22 protein-coding genes and 1 other RNA gene are annotated in these 22992 nt (G+C 36.6%); 7 read left to right on the top strand and 16 right to left on the bottom strand.

The genetic code is table 11. The features are described 5' to 3' along the window. Positions 1–199: 199 nt before the first annotated feature. Positions 200–739 (bottom strand): CopD family protein, encoded by a 540-nt coding sequence (locus tag ACTF48_RS01400; protein WP_438961346.1) that lies wholly within the window; start codon positions 737–739, stop codon positions 200–202. A gap of 192 nt (positions 740–931) precedes the next feature. Between ACTF48_RS01400 and hemN the strand changes: the two genes are divergently transcribed. After that, positions 932–2296, top strand: a complete 1365-nt coding sequence (hemN, locus tag ACTF48_RS01395; RefSeq protein ID WP_438961345.1) for an oxygen-independent coproporphyrinogen III oxidase — start codon at positions 932–934, stop codon at positions 2294–2296. Positions 2297–2603: 307 nt separating this feature from the next. On the opposite strand, the gene ACTF48_RS01390 is transcribed toward hemN, so the two are convergent. From ACTF48_RS01390 to ACTF48_RS01350, 9 genes are all read right to left on the bottom strand, one after another. Continuing rightward, positions 2604–2747: a hypothetical protein gene (locus tag ACTF48_RS01390; protein WP_438961344.1), complete on the bottom strand. Its 144-nt coding sequence runs from the start codon at positions 2745–2747 to the stop codon at positions 2604–2606. Positions 2748–2758: 11 nt separating this feature from the next. Then, the gene (locus ACTF48_RS01385; protein WP_438961343.1) at positions 2759–3484 is read right to left on the bottom strand and encodes a sulfite exporter TauE/SafE family protein; all 726 of its coding nucleotides are present in this window, start codon (positions 3482–3484) and stop codon (positions 2759–2761) included. 1 nt (position 3485) lies between these two features. Continuing rightward, positions 3486–3929 (bottom strand): FixH family protein, encoded by a 444-nt coding sequence (locus ACTF48_RS01380; RefSeq protein ID WP_438961342.1) that lies wholly within the window; start codon positions 3927–3929, stop codon positions 3486–3488. Positions 3930–4036: 107 nt separating this feature from the next. Then, positions 4037–5458, bottom strand: a complete 1422-nt coding sequence (gene ccoG, locus ACTF48_RS01375) for a cytochrome c oxidase accessory protein CcoG (protein ID WP_438961341.1) — start codon at positions 5456–5458, stop codon at positions 4037–4039. 18 nt (positions 5459–5476) lie between these two features. After that, positions 5477–6430, bottom strand: a complete 954-nt coding sequence (locus ACTF48_RS01370) for a cbb3-type cytochrome c oxidase N-terminal domain-containing protein (RefSeq protein WP_438961340.1) — start codon at positions 6428–6430, stop codon at positions 5477–5479. Then, the gene (locus ACTF48_RS01365; protein WP_438961339.1) at positions 6423–6614 is read right to left on the bottom strand and encodes a CcoQ/FixQ family Cbb3-type cytochrome c oxidase assembly chaperone; all 192 of its coding nucleotides are present in this window, start codon (positions 6612–6614) and stop codon (positions 6423–6425) included. Before ACTF48_RS01365 ends, ACTF48_RS01370 begins: the two co-directional genes overlap by 8 nt. A 3-nt stretch (positions 6615–6617) precedes the next feature. Next, complete coding sequence (ccoN, locus tag ACTF48_RS01360) at positions 6618–8822, bottom strand: cytochrome-c oxidase, cbb3-type subunit I (RefSeq protein ID WP_438961338.1); 2205 nt, start codon at positions 8820–8822, stop codon at positions 6618–6620. A 2-nt stretch (positions 8823–8824) separates the two neighbouring features. Continuing rightward, positions 8825–9013 (bottom strand): cbb3-type cytochrome oxidase assembly protein CcoS, encoded by a 189-nt coding sequence (ccoS, locus tag ACTF48_RS01355; RefSeq protein WP_438961337.1) that lies wholly within the window; start codon positions 9011–9013, stop codon positions 8825–8827. Positions 9014–9079: 66 nt separating this feature from the next. After that, complete coding sequence (locus ACTF48_RS01350; protein WP_438961336.1) at positions 9080–11476, bottom strand: heavy metal translocating P-type ATPase; 2397 nt, start codon at positions 11474–11476, stop codon at positions 9080–9082. Between the two features lie 204 nt (positions 11477–11680). Between ACTF48_RS01350 and ACTF48_RS01345 the strand changes: the two genes are divergently transcribed. Further along, a complete protein-coding gene (locus ACTF48_RS01345) occupies positions 11681–12373 on the top strand; it encodes a Crp/Fnr family transcriptional regulator (protein ID WP_438961335.1) in 693 nt (230 codons plus the stop codon). Here the strand turns inward: ACTF48_RS01345 and ACTF48_RS01340 are convergent. Together ACTF48_RS01340 and ffs are read right to left on the bottom strand one after the other, a co-directional pair. Continuing rightward, positions 12370–13173 (bottom strand): SDR family oxidoreductase, encoded by an 804-nt coding sequence (locus ACTF48_RS01340; protein WP_438961334.1) that lies wholly within the window; start codon positions 13171–13173, stop codon positions 12370–12372. The genes ACTF48_RS01345 and ACTF48_RS01340 overlap by 4 nt on opposite strands. A 45-nt stretch (positions 13174–13218) precedes the next feature. Then, positions 13219–13318, bottom strand: an RNA gene (gene ffs / locus ACTF48_RS01335) — signal recognition particle sRNA small type. A gap of 87 nt (positions 13319–13405) precedes the next feature. On the opposite strand from ffs, the gene ACTF48_RS01330 reads away from it, so the two are divergent. The 3 genes from ACTF48_RS01330 to ACTF48_RS01320 are packed head-to-tail and all read left to right on the top strand — an operon-like array spanning position 13406 to position 16406. Further along, the gene (locus ACTF48_RS01330) at positions 13406–14455 is read left to right on the top strand and encodes a glutaminyl-peptide cyclotransferase (RefSeq protein ID WP_438961333.1); all 1050 of its coding nucleotides are present in this window, start codon (positions 13406–13408) and stop codon (positions 14453–14455) included. Next, positions 14455–14865, top strand: coding sequence for an acyl-CoA thioesterase (locus tag ACTF48_RS01325; RefSeq protein WP_438961332.1), 411 nt, complete (start codon positions 14455–14457; stop codon positions 14863–14865). Before ACTF48_RS01330 ends, ACTF48_RS01325 begins: the two co-directional genes overlap by 1 nt. Continuing rightward, on the top strand, positions 14862–16406 hold the full coding sequence (locus ACTF48_RS01320) for a hypothetical protein (RefSeq protein ID WP_438961331.1): 1545 nt from the start codon (positions 14862–14864) through the stop codon (positions 16404–16406). The genes ACTF48_RS01325 and ACTF48_RS01320 overlap by 4 nt, the downstream gene beginning before the upstream one ends. Positions 16407–16568: 162 nt before the next feature. Here the strand turns inward: ACTF48_RS01320 and ACTF48_RS01315 are convergent, their stop codons facing one another. From ACTF48_RS01315 to tgt, 4 genes are all read right to left on the bottom strand, one after another. Beyond that, positions 16569–17522 carry an acetyl-CoA carboxylase carboxyltransferase subunit alpha gene (locus ACTF48_RS01315; RefSeq protein ID WP_438961330.1) on the bottom strand — a complete coding sequence of 318 codons (954 nt, stop codon included), beginning with the start codon at positions 17520–17522 and terminating at the stop codon, positions 16569–16571. 255 nt (positions 17523–17777) lie between these two features. After that, positions 17778–18677 carry a DMT family transporter gene (locus ACTF48_RS01310; RefSeq protein WP_438961329.1) on the bottom strand — a complete coding sequence of 300 codons (900 nt, stop codon included), beginning with the start codon at positions 18675–18677 and terminating at the stop codon, positions 17778–17780. Continuing rightward, positions 18664–19737 carry an LptF/LptG family permease gene (locus tag ACTF48_RS01305; RefSeq protein WP_438961328.1) on the bottom strand — a complete coding sequence of 358 codons (1074 nt, stop codon included), beginning with the start codon at positions 19735–19737 and terminating at the stop codon, positions 18664–18666. Before ACTF48_RS01305 ends, ACTF48_RS01310 begins: the two co-directional genes overlap by 14 nt. After that, complete coding sequence (gene tgt / locus ACTF48_RS01300) at positions 19737–20867, bottom strand: tRNA guanosine(34) transglycosylase Tgt (protein WP_438961327.1); 1131 nt, start codon at positions 20865–20867, stop codon at positions 19737–19739. Before tgt ends, ACTF48_RS01305 begins: the two co-directional genes overlap by 1 nt. 265 nt (positions 20868–21132) lie before the next feature. On the opposite strand from tgt, the gene ACTF48_RS01295 reads away from it, so the two are divergent. After that, positions 21133–21978 carry a transketolase gene (locus ACTF48_RS01295; RefSeq protein ID WP_438961326.1) on the top strand — a complete coding sequence of 282 codons (846 nt, stop codon included), beginning with the start codon at positions 21133–21135 and terminating at the stop codon, positions 21976–21978. Positions 21979–22009: 31 nt separating this feature from the next. Next, entirely contained in the window at positions 22010–22963 is a 954-nt protein-coding gene (locus tag ACTF48_RS01290) for a transketolase family protein (protein WP_438961325.1), read from the top strand. The last annotated feature ends 29 nt before the right edge of the window (positions 22964–22992 follow it).

Below are 22992 nucleotides of genomic sequence, written 5' to 3'. Positions count from 1 at the left end.
AATTTGAATTATTTTTTGACTAGATGATAAAGAAAATTAAAGCATAGCCTAAGCTACGGTTTCATTTTATTTTGAAAATATAGGCAAAAAAGAAACGAATTATATGCTACATTAGGAATGTAAATGGGTATTATTCAACTATAATTGATCCACATATTTTATAAGAATCTTGCTTTCGCGAAAGCGTAAACCACAACCCTTATCCCTTTCTATATCTCTTATAGATTTTAAAAAGAATCATCAACAGACCTGCTAAAGCAAATAATCCCACGAGACCATAAATCCAGTTGATAGCGCTGCGCAATATCACAAGGAAAATAACCGCAAATAAGATAAGAGTTGCTCCTTCATTATACAACCGCATGCCGTTTGAAGTCCATTTAATGACATCATTTTCTAATTCTTTAAAAATAAAATGTGTTTTTAAATGATAGATGATAAGGAGTACAACAAAGCCCAGTTTAACTTGCATCCACGTAGCAAGAACGATGTCTGGATTGATGTAAATGAGCAATAATGCAAATGCGGTCGCTAGCACAGCACTAGGCCACGAGATAATGTACCAAAGCCTGCGAGTCATTAATTTTAATTGCCTGAGTAAAATGGAACGAGCTGGTTCTTCTTCTTGATGCGCCTCTATTTGATACACAAACAGCCGCGGAATGTAAAATAATCCCGCAAACCAGGTGACTATAAATATGAGATGTAAGGCTTTTATATAGAGATAATAATCTTCCAAAAGATACGTAGCGTTAGAGTTTCAAAATTATTAAAAAGAAGGCATTTAATAAGCAATAGCTTGATTTCTTTTAAGTCTTCTTACTAACTGACAATTGTCATGTTTTAAAAGGCACATTCTAGATAGTTTTAGCCTTTCATAAAAAGCACACGTAGGACTCTTATATAGAGGTGTGCTCACATAAAGTCAGGTATGTCATCACTCGTTCAGAAATACAATGTGGCTGGTCCACGATACACCAGTTACCCTACAGTACCTTATTGGGAAGAAAGTAACTTTACTAAAGACTCCTGGGAAAGCTCAGTTATTAGGAGTTTTAAAGAATCTAATCATAAGGAAGGAATAAGTCTTTATATCCATTTACCATTTTGTGAGGCCATGTGCACCTTTTGCGGATGTAACAAGCGTATTACCGTAAATCACAAAGTAGAGTTGCCTTACATTACAAACTTGCTTAAGGAATGGTCACTTTACCTCACTCTTTTTGATGAAGTACCTGTGATTAGTGAATTGCATCTAGGCGGTGGAACACCTACTTTTTTCTCACCAGAACATCTTAAAAGACTTATAGATGGTATTTTTAAGTTTGCGATTAAAGGAAAAAATGCAGCGCTAAGTTTTGAAGGACATCCTAATAATACTACCAAAGACCATCTTAAAACCTTACATGAATTGGGTTTTAACCGTGTAAGTTATGGTGTGCAAGATTATAATCTAGAGGTTCAAAAAGCCATACATAGAGTTCAGCCTTTTGAAAATGTGCAAAGGGCGACTATTAATGCTAGAAAACTAGGTTATGAATCTATAGGACATGATTTAATTTATGGATTACCTTTTCAAAAGCAAGAACATGTCATTCATACTATCGAGCAAACTATTGCTTTAAAACCGGATCGTATCGCTTTTTACAGTTATGCTTTTGTGCCGTGGATTAAAGGAAACGGGCAGCGTGGTTTTTCTAAAGATAACCTTCCTAGTCCCGATGAAAAAAGAGCCCAATACGAGATCGGTAAACAAATGCTGGAAGATGCTGGCTATATAGAGATAGGTATGGATCACTTTGCGCTGGTAACAGATGAACTCAACATCGCTATGGAAAGTAAAAAATTACATCGCAACTTTATGGGTTATAGCGCTAGCAGTTCACAAGCCATGATAGGTCTAGGCGTTTCTTCTATAAGCGACAGCTGGTACGGTTTTGCGCAAAACGTAAAAAGTATCACTGAGTATAAAAAACTACTCGATCAAGATATCATTCCCGTTTACAGAGGTCATTTATTAAATGAAGAAGATCTCATTATCAGAAAACATATTCTCAACTTGATGTGCCATTTTGAAACCAGGTGGGAACCACATGGCACGTTATATTTTAAAGAATTACCAGATGTTCTGATAAGCCTTAAAGAAATGGAAGAAGATGGCATTCTCCTTATAGACAGCAATCGCATTACGGTACCAGAAAGCGGTCGTGGTTTTGTACGCAACATCTGTATGGCATTTGACCTAAGGTTAAAACGTAAAAAACCAGATACACAGTTGTTTTCTATGACTGTTTAAAAGGTAACATTTCCCTAAATGTTATTTTTAAACCTCTCATTTTGGAAAGTTTTTTAGTGGATTAACTGGTGAGTTTTGAAGCTTATTTGTGGACATCTATCCCATGAGCTGCGCTCGGTATCTTCTATGAAACTACTTAACTTGATTTGAATTTTACTCAGGAGGCTTTTAAAGTAATGGTTGCCTTCTAAATCAATCTCAAGAACTAAGAAAGAGGTACTTCTTAAGAAATACCTCTTTCAACCAATTAACCAAAATAAATCACGATGCACCTTAAGATGCCCCATGAAACATTCTCACTATAGACTTATTCAGTCTTAGTACTTTCATTCTTTTTCTTATCTGAGTTCATCATACTCATAACTATGGCAACAAGGGCTACACATACTAGGACAAAAACTCCTATAATTGCGGCTCCCATGGTCCAATCTACTAGAGGTAACATTTTCATATCTTTTAATTTTAGTTGTCAGTTAATATTATAGGTGTGTGACAGGACTCTTGTGCTGTCTGTTGATTACTCATATTTTTAGGAGACAGATAAGGTATACCTAGACCTAAACCTCTAACTATAAAAAGTACTCCTATTGCGATTACAAAAACTGGAACCGCTTTTTTCATCGCAGCTTTTACTTTTAAGGAAATCACGTTCCCTAGATATACCGCTGCGGTCATTAATGGAACCGTACCTAGCCCAAAGAACATCATATAAACAGCACCTTCTGCAGCATTCCCAGCTCCTATCGCTCCTATTACTGCCATGTAAACTAGTCCACATGGTAGCAATCCATTTAAAAATCCCATGGTAAAAAATGCATCAAATGTTTTTTTCTTGAGCTCCTTACCCATAGCACTTTTTAATTTCCCTACCAGTCTGTATAAAGGTTGAGTCACTGTAAAATTCATGCCTATGTAATAAGTAATAACCACCATAATAATCATGGCCGCTCCTACTATAATACTTAATTGCTGCTGCAGTCCAAAGAGATCAAAACTTTTCCCTACCAGACCCAACAACAGACCTATCAACCCATAAGCAAACAGTCTACCAGAATGGTAAACAGACACTTGCAGTGCTTTTTTAGCAGGTTTCTTATGCTCTACAGGTAGTAAAAAGGCTATGGGACCACACATTCCCATACAGTGGAAACTGCCCAATAATCCTAATATAAAACCAGACCACAGCATATTAATAAATTATAGATTCCTTATATTTAAATGGTTTTCCATCTACGGTAGCCGTTATAAGAATGTCCCATCGACCGTCTTTTAAGCGTTTGTCAGGTATGAGCAAATAATTACCAGATAAGACTATAGGCAGGTCAAAATCTAGTTGCTTATCTGACGGTCTATAAAGGGACACTGTTCCTTTAAAATCAGTTTCTTTTATACTTTCAGGAAATTCTAGCGCCCAACCAGTTGTGGTTCTTTGGCCTTTAATTTCACCCATGTTTGTTGCGTTTTGCTCTGCATCAATCTCTTGTTGAAAAAGCAATTCTTTTTTATAATACTCTGTAGTGACCATGTCGTGATCAAAACCTTTATCTGTAAGCATCGTTACTACCATCACCATTATAAAACCTATAAAAAGTGTAATCGCAATGGCTATGCTGGTTCCCCAATTGAGTTTCATAATTGTTCTATTTTGTTGCTATCAGGCTTTTGTAATCAATGAACTTATATTTATTACGCTTTGGCGAAAGCGAGATTAAAAAAAGCGTTTGTACAATACCATTTTTATTATTTATAACTTCTAGGCCCTAGAAAAGAGGTCGTAGTGGTTTCTATCAAATCGTCTCCACTATAAATCCCTATTTCTACACGTTCCTTATCACTTTTTATAGCTCCGGTTTCTAGTTCTATAAATAAAGTACCTTCTGCAAGGCCTTCTTTTTGAATATCAAAACCGTCATTTTTTACAAGAGAAATAGTTCCTTTATGCGACATTAATTTAAAACTAATATCCTCGATAGGAACCACCGTTTTATTTACCAGTTTATAAGTGTACACATTACTGATAATGGTTTCTCCTTTGTGCTCATAGAGAGAACCTGGTAGTCTCAATACTCGAGCCTCTACATCATTTCTCAGGAACATCATTCCTGCAAAAACGCCTAATAGAATCACTAAAACGGCAGTATAACCTTTTAAGCGAGCTGAGAATTCAAACTTTTTACCTTTGGTAATATTATCCTCACTGGCATAGCGTATCAATCCTTTAGGTAGATTCACCTTTTCCATCATGCTATCACAAGCATCTATACATGCCGTACAGTTCACACATTCTAGTTGTGTACCATTTCTAATATCTATTCCTGTAGGACATACATGAACACACTGGAAACAATCTATACAATCTCCTTTACCAGTAGCTGCTCTATCTTCATTCTTCTTAAAAAGGGCTCGACCTTCTTCTTTTTCTCCTCGTTTATGGTCATAAGCCACAATGATGGATTTATCATCTAGCAATACTCCTTGCAGTCTACCATAAGGACAGGCGATGATACATACTTGCTCTCTAAACCAAGCAAAAACAAAATAAAAGACTGAAGTAAAAATGATCAGCGATATCAAGGTGCTCAAGTGTGCCAGCGGTCCATCTTTAATATATTTTAATAATTGATCGCTACCTATTAAATAGGCTAGAAACACATTTGCAATAATGAATGAGATCAGGGCAAATAAGAACCATTTAGTTCCTTTTTTGCGTATTTTTTCGGCATCCCATTTTTGCTTATCTAGTCTTATTTGTTTTCCTCGATCTCCTTCTATCCAGTACTCTATTCTACGGAACACCATCTCCATAAAAATAGTTTGCGGACACATCCATCCACAAAATATTCTACCAAAAGCTACCGTAAAAAAGATGACAAATACCACACCTATGATCATCATAATGACAAAAAGGTGGAAATCTTGTGGCCAGAAAGGGAAACCTAGTATATTAAAACGACGCTCCAGTACATTAATCATAATGAACTGGTTGCCGTTTACTTTAATAAATGGAGCCGCCAGTAAAAATGCCAGTAAACCATAGCTTACCCATTTACGGTAATCATAAAATTTACCTGATGGTTTTTTAGGGTACAACCAGCTGCGCTTACCATCTTCATTAATGGTAGCGATACTGTCTCTAAAAACTTCATTTTCTGGTGTTTCCATTTTATTATTCTATTATTCCTAGTTATTCATTGTAACAGCTGTGGAGTCCACTGGGGTTTCCTCTACCTCAGGTTCAGAAGTTTTTTCTGGTGCATTAGGATCGACCCATATCTCTCCTTCAGCTTCTTTAGGTTTTGCTGGAGTTGTTCCTTCAAACATGACTACATAGCTGGCCACTTGTGCCATTTCACTAGGTGATAAATCTGCTTTCCAGGACACCATTCCTTTTCCATCACGTCCACCTTCACTTATGGTGTTGAATACATTTTTAATTCCACCACCTAAAATCCAGTGTTTATCTGTAAGGTTAGGTCCTATTCCACCTCCACCATCGGCTTTGTGACAGGCTATACAGTTTTCTTGAAAAATAGTTTTTCCTGCATTAAGGTCTGAGGCATCAGTAAGCAGCGTTACCGTGTTTACATCGATTAAGTCTTTTGCAGTTCTTTTATATTCTTCTATTTCCTTTTCGGCTATAGCGACCTCTTGAAGGTATTCTTCAGCCTGATCTGGAGCTGCATCAAATACGTGGTATTTTGTTAAATAAACCACACCAAAAAGTATAGTGGCATAAAATAAATAAACCCACCATGGTGGCAAATTGTTATCGAGCTCACGGATACCGTCATAATTATGGTCCATTTCTATCTCGCCTTCTTCCTCCATAGGTTTACCTCCTAAGAGTTTTGCATAAACTTTTTTGATTCCTGCAAATTCCTGTTCTTTACTAGCGAGAGCAGCTGCGTCATAACGCTCCTTTGCCTCTTCAGGCAGTGTGTTGTACAAGACTTTTTCTAAGGTTTTTACACTTGTTTCTAACAAGTATGCACATAAGAATAACACTCCTAGAATTAACCAGATTAATGGATATTCTTGAACAGCCCAAGTTCCCTCTTTACCAGCAACAAGTTCAAAAAGAACTACTGCTATAATCATAAAGGTTATGATTCTAAATAATGATGATTTATTCATTTTCTTGGATTTTAGTTGGTTCGTTAATAGGCATCTCACTTAGAGATTTAATATGATCCTTTTTTGCAGTAAACACATATAGAAATAGTACTAAGAAAAAAGTAAAAAAGATCAGTAATGATATGATGGGATAGATGGATACACCATCAATAGCCTCTAGATTTCCTTTTATAAATTTGAGCATGGCTTAGTCGTTTTGATTAATGGTTAAATCGTCTCCGTTTTTCACCTTAATATCAGTTCCTAATCGTTGCAGGTATGCAATGATAGAAACCACTTCTCTATCTCTCATTTCTACAAATTCTTCCCCATTTTGCTCAGCAAATTTCTTATCAGCAGCATAGGTTTTTGCAAAATCTGGATCATTCATCAAGCTTTTTTCTATTTTAAGTGCTTGAGCCGCCATGTTTTCTTGTGCATTTTCAATATCAGCTGGTGAATATGGAACTCCTAAAGTTGCCATAACTTCTAGCTTATCTCCTGCATTACTGCGATCGTGCTTGTTTGCAATCAACCATTTATAGGATGGCATGATAGAACCAGAACTCGTCGTTTGTGGATCATAAAAGTGATTCAAGTGCCAGTTATCATTGTACTTACCACCTACTCTCATTAAATCTGGACCTGTTCTCTTAGAACCGAATAAGAATGGTCGATCATAAACATACTCTCCAGCTTTAGAGTACTCTCCATAACGCTCTACTTCACTACGGAAAGGTCTTATCATTTGCGAGTGACATCCCACACAACCTTCTCTGATATAAATATCTCTTCCTTCAAGTTCTAATGGAGTATAAGGTTTCACACTTGAAATTACAGGTATATAATCATCTACCATTAATGATGGAACAATCTGAACCAGTCCACCTATTAAGATAGCTACGGTTGAATAAAGCGTCAGTTTTAACGGTTTTCTTTCTAACCAGGTATGCCATCCTTCACTAGCAGTTCTACTTTTAGATACTCGGGTTAATGGAGCTGCTTCTACAAGGTCATCTGTTACCGTGCTACCTTGTCTTATAGTAATGATAACATTATAAACAAGCACCAGCATACCGGTTAAGTAGAATACTCCACCTATAGCACGCATCCAGTACATAGGCATAATTTCATTTACGGTTTCTAAGAAGTTACCATAAGCTAGTGTTCCATCAGGATTAAATTGTTTCCACATAAATGCTTGAACGAATCCTGCAACATACATAGGTAGTGCATATAAAATAATACCTAGCGTTCCTATCCAGAAATGGAAATTTGCCAGTTTAGTAGAGGCTAGTTTAGTCTTAAATAGAATAGGTACTAGATAATAAATAATACCAAAAGTCATAAACCCATTCCAAGCTAGTGCTCCTACGTGAACGTGAGCAATAATCCAGTCAGAGAAGTGAGCTATCGCGTTTACGTTTTTAAGAGACAGCATAGGACCTTCAAACGTAGCCATACCATAACCTGTAATCGCTACCACCATAAACTTTAAAACCGGATCAGTACGCACCTTATCCCAGGCACCACGTAGTGTTAACAATCCATTAATCATTCCACCCCATGATGGAGCGATAAGCATAACAGAGAAGGCAACTCCTAAATTTTGTGCCCAATCTGGTAACGCACTATATAATAAGTGGTGAGGTCCTGCCCAGATATAAATAAATATTAAGGACCAGAAGTGAATGATAGATAGTCTATAAGAATAAACAGGTCTGTTTGCGGCCTTAGGAACGAAATAGTACATTAATCCTAAGAATGGTGTCGTTAAGAAAAATGCTACCGCATTATGACCATACCACCATTGTACTAATGCATCTTGCACACCTGCATAAGCTGAATAACTTTTAAATGCAGTTACTGGTAATGCCATACTATTAAAGATATGCAGTACAGCTACGGTCACAAAGGTTGCGATGTAAAACCATATCGCTACATATAAATGGCGCTGTCTTCTCTTAACCATAGTCCCGATTAAGTTCAAACCAAAAGCCACCCAAATTAAAGCGATTGCAATATCAATAGGCCACTCTAGTTCAGCATATTCTTTAGAAGACGTAAACCCTAGCGGAAGTGTGATGGCCGCCGCGACAATTATTAATTGCCAGCCCCAAAAGTTAATATTAGAAAGTAAATCACTCCACATACGAGCTTTAAGTAAGCGCTGTGTAGAATAATAAACCCCAGCAAAAATAGCATTCCCGACAAAGGCAAAGATCACAGCATTAGTATGTAATGGTCTCAAACGACCAAAACTAAGCCACGAAATCCCATCTGTCAGGTTAGGAAACAAAAACATAAAGGCCAGTAAAAGACCTACTAACATTCCTACAACACCCCACAGGATGGTTGCGTAGAGGAACTTCTTAACGATTTTATTATCGTAATGGAATTGTTCTAATTGCATAATTATTTTGAATTAATTTGGTTGTTTTCTTTAGTCTTAGTGGGGTTCACCACCTCATCATCAAACAGCATGCGCACACTGGGCGTGTATGTGTCATCATATTGTCCATTTTTCACAGAAACTATGAAAAGGACAAAAAATACAAGTGCCACAACGACACTCACCGCTAATAACATATAAATGATACTCATACCTATTTGAATTATCGTCACAAAAGTATTTATCAAGTCTTCTTTAAAACATGACAATTGTCAGTTTTACAAAGTTTTTTTGTTCCATTTTCTACCTAAAAGATTAGTCATAATCGTAGTAAAAAACACTACACTTAAGGAACTTACTGGCATAAGAATAGCCGCCATTACTGGCATTAATTTACCGCTTAGTGCGATGGTAATCCCTATGAAGTTATAAAATAGAGACAGTACAAAACACCAGGTTATGATGTTTACCGCTTTTCGCGAAAGCGTAATCACATCATCCATCTGGTTCAAAATACCAGCATCCATAATACCATCACAGGCTGGCGTGAATACGTTCACATTTTCAGCAATAGAAACACCTACATCTGCTTGAGCCAAAGCTCCTGCATCATTAAGCCCATCTCCTACCATCATGACTTTGCAGCCTTGCGATTGTAGGTTTTTAATATATTCTAGTTTTTGCTCTGGTTGCTGGTTAAAGTTTAAGGATACTTGAGACGGTAATAACTTTTCTAAATGCGCTCGCTCTCCATCATTATCTCCAGAAATGACATGCAGCTGGTAATGATCTTCTAACCTTTTAAAAAGCTCTTCTATGCCTGTACGGTATTTATTTTTAAAGACATATTTCCCTTTATAGTGCTCATTATAATTTACGTGAACTGCTGTTTCTTCCTGTCCATCACACGCAGATTGTGCCGCAGTAAATGATGGCGAGCCCACTTTAATGACCTCTTTATCAAGTCTAGATATCAAGCCTTTTCCTGGGACTTCTTGAAAATCGTCCAGTGCTGGTAAGATATCATTCTTCTTTAATTCTTGATAGAGTGCTCTACTTAAGGGGTGATTTGAACCACGTAGTGTACTAGCAAGATTTACCTCTTGCTGCTGGTTAAGTGGTTCTCCTTGATACTCTATTTGAGCACTAGAACTTGTTGTAATCGTTCCTGTTTTATCAAATACAATCGTGTCTATTTGAGACATGCGTTCTATAATGACAGATTCTTTTAAGTAAAACCCCATATTACCATAAATGCGCAGCATATTTCCCATAGTAAAAGGTGTAGATAAAGCAATAGCACATGGACAGGCCACAATAAGAACTGCTGTAAACACATTTATAGCGGTTAATGGGTTTATAAATAACCAAGCTAGCGCACCTAATACTGCAATACTGATAATAGTGATGGTAAATCTTTTTGAAATACGATCTACAAGAGTTTGAAAACTAGAATGACGCTTTTTCTTAAACACATCATTACTCCATAAACTGGTTAAATAGCTTTGCTCTACATTTTTAATAGCCTCTACCTCTATCGCACCAGATTGCTGTCTTCCTCCAGCAAAAAGAACCTCTCCAAAACCCTTAGTAATATGATCAGACTCTCCTGTGACAAAACTGTAATCCATACTTGCCTTATCACTCCACAATACGGCGTCGACAGGTAAAATTTCGCCTGAACGTATTAATAATCGATCTCCTTTTTCTACCTTATAAATAGGCAGTTGTTCCTCTGTTATTTGAGCTCCATTTTTATTCAACTTAGTAACAGCAATCGGGAAATAGGATTTAAAATCCCTGTCAAACGATAAGTAAGCATAAGTACGTTGTTGAAAAAAACGACCTAGTAAAAGAAAGAATACTAAGCCCGTAAGACTGTCTAAAAATCCAGTTCCTAAGTCAAAAACAATTTCTATGGTACTGCGTACAAATAAGACTATAATCCCTAAAGCGATAGGAATATCTATATTCAAAATACCAGAGGTAATTCCTTTATAAGCAGACTTAATATAATCAAAACCAGCATAAAACACGACTGGCAATGAGAATAAAAACATCATCCAGCGGAATAGCCCTTTAAACTGCTCTAACCAAAATTCTTCTACTTCAAAATACTCTGGAAATGATAAAAACATTACATTTCCAAAGGCAAAACCAGCAACACCTAGCTTGTATATTAAAGAGCGATCTGGTTTTTTCTCCTTATCATCATAATCTTCTAGAGAAATGTATGGCTCGTACCCTATAGTTCCCAGAAGAACTGCCAGATCTTTCAAGTTGAGTTCATTAGAATTAAAAGTAACTCGCACCTGTTTTTTAGGAAAATCTACTTGAGAAGATTTTACACCTTTATGAATGCGTTGTAAATTTTCAAGTACCCATATACAAGAACTACAGTGTATAGAAGGGATCGATAATTGAACTACTTGAACATCGTTTTCATTAAACTCAAGTAGTTTTGCGACAATATCTTCATTTTCTAAGAAATTAAATTTATCGCGTGAGAATTTAGGCGAGATTCCTGGATTACTATCTAGGCTATAATAATTCCCTAAATCATTTTCATTTAAGATTTCATACACCAGTTGACAACCATTACAGCAAAACGATTTATCATCATGCTTAATGGTTTGATCCACACAAGGATCACCACAATGGAAACAATTATCCATAATACTATTATTTGCTCTTTATACCTAAGTACAAAAGTGCATCACGTAAACATTTTAAAATATGATAATTATCAGCTTTACACCTTATTTAGTTCAATAAAATTTAATTTATTTTGAACAAGATTTTGTGAAAATATGACTAAAAAACTAAACATACTTTTAACGCTAATTCTTAAATTTGTTAAGGCAGGTAAAGTTCTAAGAATGAGTAACAAATGTGAAAATTGTATTGTGAGACAGTATAATGCGCTTAAAGCGCTTAATACTGAGGAACTCACTGAAATAAACAGAGCAAAAGAAACCCGAATTATAAAAAAAGGAGCTACCATCTTTAAAGAAGGGCAGCGTCTTAGTGGTATATATTGTGTTAGAGAAGGCGCCTCAAAACTATCTAAAGTGACCTCATCAGGTCGTGATCAAATCGTTAAAATTGCTTCTAAAGGAGAAATCTTAGGACAGCGCTCTGTAGTATGTGATGAAAATGCAAATTTAAGCGCCACAGCACTAGAAGACATGGAAGTATGTTTTATTCCTAAATCCACCATAGAGCAACGTATTGCAGATAATCCAGCCTTTGTTAGAAAATTACTAGTCACCATGGCCACAGAACTGCGTACCGCAGATGATATGATTGTAGATCTTTCCCAAAAAACGGTAAAACAGCGACTAGCACAATCTATACTGTATTTAAAAGACCAGTTTGGTGAAGATGATGAAACTGGAAATCTAACTTTAATTCTTTCACGTGAAGATCTAGCAGCAGCGATAGGCACAGCTACAGAATCTTGTATAAGATTACTTTCTGATTTTAAGAAAAAAGGATATATCTCTACTCAAGGAAAGAATATTAAAATAGAAAATCTTCAAGAACTCGAACGACTAGCTAGTGATTTTTAAAGCTTGTAATGTTTCTTCAACATCTTTTCATATCTTTTTTCAGGTAAGATCTTTTTAAGAACGATAGAGAACTTCTGTAAAAAGCTACCTACTTTATAATGTATTCCTGGATTTTTTTCTTCTAGTATTTGATAAATCTTAATTGCCATCTCTTGTGGATCATTGCCATCATCTACATGCTCGTCAATAAGTTGTAAAGTCTTAGAATAACCAGCCGCATAATCACTTCCTTCTACCACTGGTGCATGAAATCTACCGGCAGCAATATTAGTTGCAAAATCACCTGGTGCTACGTTACTAAAATGAATATTCAAATGAGCACATTCCATGCGATATGCCTCAGTAATAATTTCTAGTGCGCCTTTACTAGCACTGTAAATCCCACGATACGGTAACCCCATGTAACCAGCAATACTGGTGATATTAATTACCCGACCACTTTTGCGTTCACGCATGTGCGGCATTACAGCCTGTAACACACGTAAAGGTCCATAAAAATTAGTATCCATTGCAGCGTGGATCGCATCCATAGGAGTTTCTTCTACAGGACCTGTGATTCCTACACCTGCATTATTTATGAGAATGTCAATTTGGGATTCCTGTTGAATGAGTTGATCAACGGCATTTTGAATAGATACCGCATCTTTAACATCCATAGCTAGTAATTTTACAGGACTATCTGCATAGCGATCTGGGTTACGACTCGTACCATAAACGGTATAATTTTTATCCTGTAAATAGATAGCGATGGACTTACCTATACCACTAGAACCACCTGTAACGAGAACTACTTTTTTCATAACAAACTAGAATTGAGAAACTTGCATTTCGCTTATAGCCATAAAAAAAGGCAAGCTACCTACATCACACTGCTACGACCGCTTACCTTTGCTGCGTTCCCGCCCTGGAGGAGTTCAACAGGAGCTAGTTGTGTAGGACTTGCCAGGTGCAAATATATAACCTTGTTTATAGTCTGCAAAGATTTTAAGCAAGCATTTTTATCATTATATTTCGGGTCATTAAAAACCATCTATGAACTGGAAATATGCCGCAACAAGCTTACTTGCAATCACCTTATTAACAGCATGTAAGAATGATATTGACACCTTTAAAGAAAATTACAGTGTAGAAATTTCTAACCCTAAAAGTTCTTACACTAACGCTGACACCATTAATTTATCAGTAATAGACGCTGCTGGAATGGGTATAGACTCTGTTTTATGGACCATAAATGATCATAAAGTGGAAGGAGAACATGGTATTACGCTTTCGCGAAAGCTAGAAAATCAACCCTTAGGGAAATTAACCTTTCAAGCGCATATTTTTAAAGATGGGAACATGGTTTCTAAGTCTGAGCATATTACAAGATATGCTTCTAAGCCTGCCAAGGTTTACCAAATGGAAGTGATTGCTACTTATCCTCATTTACAAGAGTCTTACACGCAAGGTTTAGAATTTTATGGAGACTCGCTTTATGAAAGCACTGGACAGTTTAGAGAGAGTGACTTGAGAATCACAAACGCAAAGACCGGCGAAACTTTAAAAAAGCTAGAATTACCGGACCATATTTTTGCAGAAGGTATGACTATTCTTAATGATAAAATCTACCAATTATCGTGGAAAGCTGGATATGGGTATGTTTATGATTTAGGACTAAATAGAATAGACGACTTTAGATACGGGAAAAGTAAAGATGGCTGGGGACTTTGTAATGACGGTACTTACCTTTATAAAAGTGATGGAACTGATAAAATATGGAAAATAGATCCTGTCACCTATGAAGAACTAGGTTACATTCAGGTCATTTCTACTAAAAACAGTATTTCCAAAATTAACGAACTGGAATGGATCGATGGTAAAATTTATGCAAATGTGTATCAAACTAATGGTATTACCATCATAAACCCTACAACAGGAGTAGTAGAAGGAGTCATAGATTTAAAAACCATAACCGCTCAAATCCCTAATGCTGATAAGGATGATAACGTTCTTAATGGAATAGCTTATAATTCTAAAACAGGAACCATTTTCATTACCGGAAAGCGATGGGATAAAATGTTTGAAATTAAAATTAAAAAATAGTGATTACCGCAGATTTACCGATATACACCGTTACCAGAAAAGTAACAAACGATGAGATAGATGACTTGAACCATGTGAATAATGTGGTTTATAATAAATGGGCAAATGACATTGCCGTAGAACACTGGCTTAATATAGGAACTGAAGCCCTTAAAAAACAGTTTGACTGGGTAATGATCAAGCATAACCTAGAGTATAAAGCGGCGGCTTTTCTAGGAGATACCATTGAGATTAAAACACAAGTAGGTCAAGCAACAAATGTAAAGTATGAACGTTTTATAGAAATCTATAACGCCACTACTAAACAGCTGCTTGTTAAAACAAAATCTGTGTGGTGCGCCATTAATAAAAAAGGTAAACCGGTAAAAATCTCTCAAGAGTTAAGAGATTTATTTGAAACACTCTCATGAAAAAATACGTCCTATTAATTACAGTACTTATTGTAACCATTATCTTCTCATCTTGTAGAGATGATTTTTCTTTTTCAAATAGTACAGGAGACTTAAGATTTTCACAAGACACGGTTTTCCTAGATACTGTATTTACTAATATAGGTTCTAGTACACGTACCTTTAAAGTTTACAATAACAGTAGTAATGATATAGTCATTCCTCGTGTGGCTCTAGCTCAAGGCGAAAACTCAAACTACAGACTTGCCGTAGATGGAGTTCCTGGACGTGTTTTTGAAAACGTAGAGCTACTGGCCAAAGATTCTCTTTTTGTTTTTGTAGAAACCACAATAGACATAAATGATTTTTCAAATGGAGATGAATTTTTATACACCGATGCTGTAGAGTTTGATAATGGTCCTAATCTTCAAAAAGTGGAACTCGTGACTCTAGTTCAAGATGCGATATTTCTTTTTCCAGCCCGAGACGCACAAGGTGTAGAAGAGACCTTATTACTGGGCACTAATGAAGATGGAGAAGAAATTAGAATAAACGGTTTTATACTCGACGATACAGAACTCACGCTTACTGCAGCAAAACCTTATGTGATCTATGGATTTGCAGCCGTTCCAGCAAATAAAACGTTAACTATAGATGCCGGAGCACGATTACACTTTCATAGTGGCAGTGGTATTATAGTAGGTAATGAAGGAAGTTTACAAGTTAATGGACTTCCATCTACTACCGATGATTTAGAAAATGAAGTCATATTTGAAGGTGATCGACTAGAGCCTATCTATGCTGATGTCGCTGGCCAGTGGGCAGCTATATGGCTCACAGATGGTAGTAAAGATAACATCATTAATCACACGACCATTAAAAATGCTAGTGTAGGTATTATAATGGATAATAGCAATCCTTCCTCAAATGGTGCTACCCTTAAAGTCAACAATACTCAAATATATAATAGTTCTAACTCTGGAATAATCGCTACTACTGGTCATATAGAGGCAGAAAATCTAGTCATTAACAATTCAGGCCAGTCCTCATTAGTTCTTAGATTAGGTGGCGAGTATCGTTTTAATAATTGTACTATAGCAAATTACTGGAACAGTAGTTTTAGACAGGATCCTACCCTATTCATTTCAAACCTTATCCCTAATACTGAATTTACCGCTGATTTAATACAAGCTCAGTTTACAAACTGTATTATCTATGGTGATCGAGATATAGAATTCATTCTAGCAGATGATGGTGTGTCTCAATTCAACTTTAGTTTTGAAAACTCACTTCTTAAATTCAATGATCGTTTTAATGATTTTACAGGGTTACCTCATTATGATTTTACAAATACTTCATTATATAATCTTAACGTGATTAATCAAGATCCTATCTTTAAAGATGAAGATAATAATGAGCTAGAAATAGATGATACAGGTGGCGCAAATGGCATTGCAAACCCTATGACAGGTGCAGCCAATGATATTTTAGGAAACCCTAGACCAGCCACCGCTCCCGATGCTGGTGCTTATGAATCTCAAGACTTAAGCGCTGGATCTTAAAGCACTTCGATAGTAATACCGAAATCATCAAATAAAAAATCCTCAAACTTTTAGTTTGAGGATTTTAATATCAGAAAATCTCTACTACGTATTTATAATGTCTTCATAAAGCGTTTCCTTCTCTCCTATTTTTAGTAAGAATCAAAAAACAAAGTGGTATGATTAATCAGTATAAACACCCATTTGCGCATATTTATCCATGCGCTGTTCTACAAGGTCTTTAGAATCTAAACTTTTCAGCTCATCATAGTGGCGCATGATACACGCGCTAACGGCCTTAAACGTATCTTCTCTATTAGTATGTGCACCACCTACTGGTTCTTTAAGAATTTCATCTACCAGTTTCATCTTTTTCATATCCTTTGCGGTAAGTTTTAACGCATCAGCAGCTTGTTCCTTAAATTCCCAACTGCGCCATAAAATAGACGAACAAGATTCTGGAGAAATCACAGAATACCAGGTATTTTCTAACATCACCACTCGATCTCCTACTCCTATACCTAAGGCTCCACCACTAGCTCCTTCACCTATAATCATTACGATAATAGGCACTTTTAAACGAGTCATTTCCAGAATATTGCGAGCAATAGCTTCACCTTGCCCACGTTCCTCTGCCTCCAGGCCAGGATATGCTCCAGGAGTATCGATCAAGCACACTACGGGAACACCAAATTTCTCTGCGCTTTTCATTAAACGCAGTGCTTTACGGTAGCCTTCAGGATTTGCCATACCAAAATTGCGGTACTGGCGTGTCTTTGTATTAAATCCTTTTTGCTGACCTATGAACATAAAGCTCTGGTCACCTATTTTACCTAATCCGCCTATCATCGCCTTATCATCCTTAACTCCTCGATCACCATGCAGCTCTAACCAGGTTTCCCCACAAATGGCCTTAATGTAATCTAAAGTATAAGGACGCGCAGGATGACGGGACATTTGCACACGCTGCCATGGTGTTAAATTACCATAAATCTCCTTACGAGTTGCCTTTAATTTCTTTTCTATTTGCTTGCAAGTGGCAGTAACATCTACCTCGCTATCGCTTCCTATAGCAAGTGTTTGCTGGTATTTTTCTTCTAGTTCCTTGATAGGTAATTCAAAATCAAGATATTCCATAAACTTCAGGTTATTCTGTTTGGTAAAGCAAATATAATAGAATCTTTTAAGCAGTAAGCCCTATAAAGACATAATACCTAATTGGAATAAAATGTCTTCATAAATCGTTTCATCTTCACTTGAGATTCTAAACACAAATTGGTATAAGATGTTAAGAACATGAACAGAAGTGACTTTTAAGTACCACGCTTACGCGAAAGCATGAATAAAAAACCATTGACACACCTTAACACAGCAATCTTTAAGTAGTACCTACTATTTGCGCTTAAACCTCGTTTTTATAAATCCGTTTAAAATAATGACACATAGAATTACTAAGGCACCTATGTAAAAATGAGGTGTCATTTGCTCTGCATCTCCTAGAATTAAAAAAGCGAGTAGAATACCATAAACAGGCTCTAAATTAGTGGTGAGCATGACCGTGTATGCACTTAAAAACTTCATCACTTTAACACTAGCAATAAAAGCATAAGCTGTACAAATACTAGCCAAAATAACTAGCCAAAGCCAATCATCACTAGACAGTTCTTGTGGAGTCACAAAATGAAACTGCGGCAACAAAAAGAAAAATGATAATAACACCACACCACTTAATAATTCATAAAAAGAAATCATAGATGGTGGATGATCCTTAGCAAATGTTACATTCATTATTGAAAACGTAGCACTAAGAAAAGCACTGATCAGTCCCAGTATCATGCCTAAAACATACTGAGTCTCTACTTGAAAAATATAATAGAGCGCACCTATGATAACCACACCAAAAACCAATTCATACCACACCAGTTTCTTAGGCGTAAAAAGCGGTTCTAACAATGCTGTAAAAAAAGCTCCTGTGCTCATCATCGCTAGAGTGACCGACACGTTTGACACTTTTATGGCACCAAAAAATGTAATCCAGTGTAATGCAATAACTGCACCAGCTAAGCATATAGATAAAAGTCTCTTGCGGGATAATTTGTGAACACCACTGAACTGAAAAGGAACTTTTTTAACCTTCATGTAAACCACTATCATTACTACAGCGATTAACATGCGATACCATACCAATGGCACTGAGTCTATACTGATTAACGCGCCTAGAACAGCCGTAAAACCCCAAATAAAAACTATAAAATGAAGGTGTAGATAATTAAGTAACCTATCGTCGCGCATGACGTATCAATAAAAGAGCAACAATACCGAAGAATATATTAGGAACCCATACGGCAATCCATGGCTCAAAAGAAGTACTTTTCTCTGCAATAGTCCCAAATACTTTATCTAAAAACATATAACTCATCGCTATAGCAAGCCCTATGGCTAGATTCACGCCCATACCACCACGCTTTTTAACTGATGACACAGCTACCGCAATAATGGTAAATATTAATGCACTTACAGGAATAGAGGTTCTTTTATGTTTCTCTACATAATAGACATTCATATTTCCATTTCCACGACTTTCTTCTTTTTCTATAAAATCTAGTAGCTCCTGGTAAGACTGTGTCTCTGCAATATAAGATGATGGTGTTAACTCATCTATATCAAAATTCATGACGGTATCTAATTTAATCTGAGTGGTAATAATTTCACCATTTTCTTTAAGGAGACGTTTTTTATAATTACTTAAGGTATAAAGACTATCCTTAAACGTAATGCGGTCTGCATAAATTTTATAAACTAGCTCATCATCTTCAAAATGTTCTAAGGTAAAGTTATAACCTCTTTTTGTCTTAGACTGGTAATTACTCACATAGACATAATCATTATCAGAAATACGTCTGAACACGTTTGAGGTTTGTTTCTCACGTTCAGACTTAAAGTACTTGTACTGGAATTCATTAAAACCAGCAGCAGCATCAGGCACAAATATGGTACTAAATGCAAGTGCCGTAACACAAACTATAACAGCTCCTATTAAATAAGGCCTTAAAAAGCGATTATAAGAAACTCCAGAACTTAAAAAAGCGACTACCTCAGTATTATTAGCCAGCTTAGAGGTAAAAAACATGGTAGATATAAACAGGAAAATAGGAAACAAGAAGTTAGAGAAGTATATGGTAAAGTCCAGTAAATACATCATCACTTCAGTAAACGGTATGTCCTGAGCTATGATTTTACCTATCTTCTCAGCTATATGAACCGTTATCATAATAGGAATGAAAAGACACAGCAGCAGCAAAAATGCTCCTAAGTACTGTTTAAGTATATATTTATCTAGAATTTTAAGCACTAGAGTCTATTATCCATTTGTTTTACCATCTTATCTTTCCATGTTCTAAAGTCACCGGCAAGAATATGTTTACGTGCCTCTCTCATTAACCATAAATAAAACGATAAATTGTGTATGGTACAAATTTGTCTTCCCAGCATTTCATTTACAGTAAATAGATGCCTTACATAAGCCTTAGAATAAGCAGTATCTACCCATGCATATGCTGCTGGATCAAGTGGAGAGAAGTCTGTTTCCCATTTCTTATTCTTCATGTTCATAGTACCATGAGCGGTAAATATCATACCATTGCGACCATTACGAGTAGGCATTACACAATCAAACATGTCCACACCTAGCGCTACATTTTCCAGTAAATTAATAGGTGTTCCTACACCCATAAGGTACCTAGGTTTATCTTTAGGTAATACCGCTGTAACTACATCAGTCATAGCATACATTTCTTCAGCCGGCTCACCTACTGAGAGACCACCTATAGCATTTGCAGGTAAATCACAATTTGCTATAAACTCTGCACTTTGCTGTCTTAAATCTGTATAAGTACTACCTTGTATAATAGGAAATAAGGTCTGTTTAAAACCATACTTATCAGGCGTATTATTAAAATGCTCTATACATCTCTTTAACCATCTATGGGTCATGTGCATACTGCGTCTTGCATAATTATACTCACATGGATAAGGTGTACACTCATCAAAAGCCATAATAATATCTGCACCTATACTGCGCTGTATATCCATAGCACGTTCTGGTGTAAAAAAGTGATAAGAACCATCTATATGTGATTTAAATTTCACTCCTTCTTCCTTAATCTTGCGGTTTGCACTTAAGGAATACACTTGATAACCACCAGAATCTGTTAAAATAGGACGATCCCAATTCATAAACTTGTGCAATCCACCAGCCTTTTCTAGCACATCTATTCCTGGTCGCAAGTATAAATGATAGGTGTTTGCCAGTATTATATCTGGATTCACCTCATCTTCTAACTCACGTTGATGAACACCTTTTACGGTACCTAGTGTACCTACAGGCATAAAAATAGGAGTCTCAATCGCTCCGTGATCTGTATGGACAACTCCAGCTCTCGCTTGGCTTTGTGAATCGGTTTGTAATAAATCAAATTTCATGAAGTGCAAAGATACTTGAATGAATTTGAACTTGAATTTAAAAGATTAAAAACGATAAGTGAAAAGGTGAGGATTTTGATAATAACGCTTTCGCGAAAGCGTCATAAAAATAACTAGTACTATTAAAAGGCTTAAGCTCCTTTTAAAACTGTTTTTTATTAATTTGTTTACAAAACAATGGTTTTCGTTAATAAGTGATGTACGTTTCATTCCTTATAAAAAGGGGAATGGTTCTAACTTTGAAACATCATCAAAAATACTTAAAATGGCTGATACACAGCACTTAAAAGATTTAGTATCTCAAGTACGTCGCGACATCGTGAGACAAGTACATGCGGTAAGTAGTGGACATCCTGGAGGATCTCTAGGTTGCACAGAATTTCTAGTGACTCTATATAACGAAGTGATGGATCACGATCCTAAGTTCGATATGGACGGAAAAAATGAAGATTTATTTTTCCTTTCTAATGGTCACATATCACCAGTTTTCTACAGCGTGCTCGCTCGTGCTGGATATTTTCCAGTAGCTGAGTTAAGTACTTTTAGAAAATTAAACACTAGGCTACAAGGGCACCCGACTACTCACGAAGGCTTACCTGGAGTACGTATAGCGAGCGGTTCTTTAGGTCAAGGAATGAGCGTAGCCATAGGAACTGCTCAGGTTAAAAAGTTAAACGGCGATTCTAAAATGGTTTACACACTGCATGGTGATGGAGAACTACAAGAAGGACAGATCTGGGAAGCTGCTATGTATGCTGCCGCAAATAAGGTAGATAATTTAATTTCTACTATAGATGTAAACGGCCAGCAAATAGATGGTAGTACTGAGCAAGTTCTAGCGCTAGGTGACTTGCGTAATAAGTTTGAAGCTTTTGGCTGGGATGTCATAACCGTAAATAAAGGAAATGATGTGGACGCTATTTTAAATGGCCTTCATGAAGCAAAAGAACGTTCAGGAAAAGGAAAGCCCGTTTGCATCCTTCTTCACACTGAAATGGGGAATGGTGTAGACTTTATGATGGGCTCTCATGCATGGCATGGTATCGCACCTAATGACGAGCAACTTGCTGAGGCCTTGAGCCAGAACCCAGAAACTTTAGGTGATTATTAATTAAAACACGCTGTGCAAACAGTATGAGTATATGAAAATTTACGAAAACACAGGAAATAAAGATACAAGATCAGGTTTTGGTGACGGACTCACAGAGCTAGGAAAAACTAATGAAAATGTAGTAGCTCTTTGTGCAGACTTAACCGGTTCTCTTAAAATGAATGCCTTTGCAGCAAATCATCCAGAGCGCTTTTTTCAAGTAGGTATAGCTGAGGCTAATATGATGGGAATAGCTGCTGGTATGACCATAGGTGGTAAAATTCCTTTTACGGGAACCTTTGCAAATTTCTCCACAGGTCGTGTTTATGATCAAATTAGACAAAGTATTGCCTATACAGATAAGAATGTAAAAATATGTGCATCGCACTCAGGTTTAACCCTAGGTGAAGATGGTGCTACGCATCAAATTCTAGAAGATATAGGATTGATGAAAATGCTCCCAGGAATGACAGTGATCAACACCTGTGATTACAATCAGACTAAAGCCGCAACACTGGCTATAGCAGCACATCATGGACCGGTTTATTTGAGATTTGGTCGTCCTAAAGTAGCTAACTTCACTCCAGAAAATGGAGTTTTTGAAATAGGAAAAGCCGTTACTCTTCAAGAAGGTACAGACGTAACCATTATTGCAACAGGACATTTAGTATGGGAAGCTCTAGAAGCTGCCAAAGTATTAAATGAAAAAGGAATCAGTGCAGAAATTATTAATATACACACCATTAAACCACTGGACGAGGCTGCTATTATAGCAAGCGCAAAGAAAACGGGTTGTGTGGTGACTGCCGAAGAGCATAACTTTTTAGGTGGATTAGGAGAAAGTGTAGCACGTACACTTGCTATGCACCACCCTACAGCACAAGAGTTTGTAGCAACACAAGACACCTTTGGAGAAAGTGGTACACCTGCTCAGTTATTAGAAAAGTATGGTTTAAATGCTGAGAACATCGCCTTAAAAGCTGAAAAAGTAATGGCTAGAAAATAGCCTGCTACTTCATAAAATTAAAAATCCTT

Source organism: Nonlabens sp., from assembly GCF_965660805.1.
Lineage (GTDB): Bacteria > Bacteroidota > Bacteroidia > Flavobacteriales > Flavobacteriaceae > Nonlabens.
Note: the sequence above shows the minus strand (reverse complement) of the source record. Positions and strands in the feature narration are given on the sequence as shown.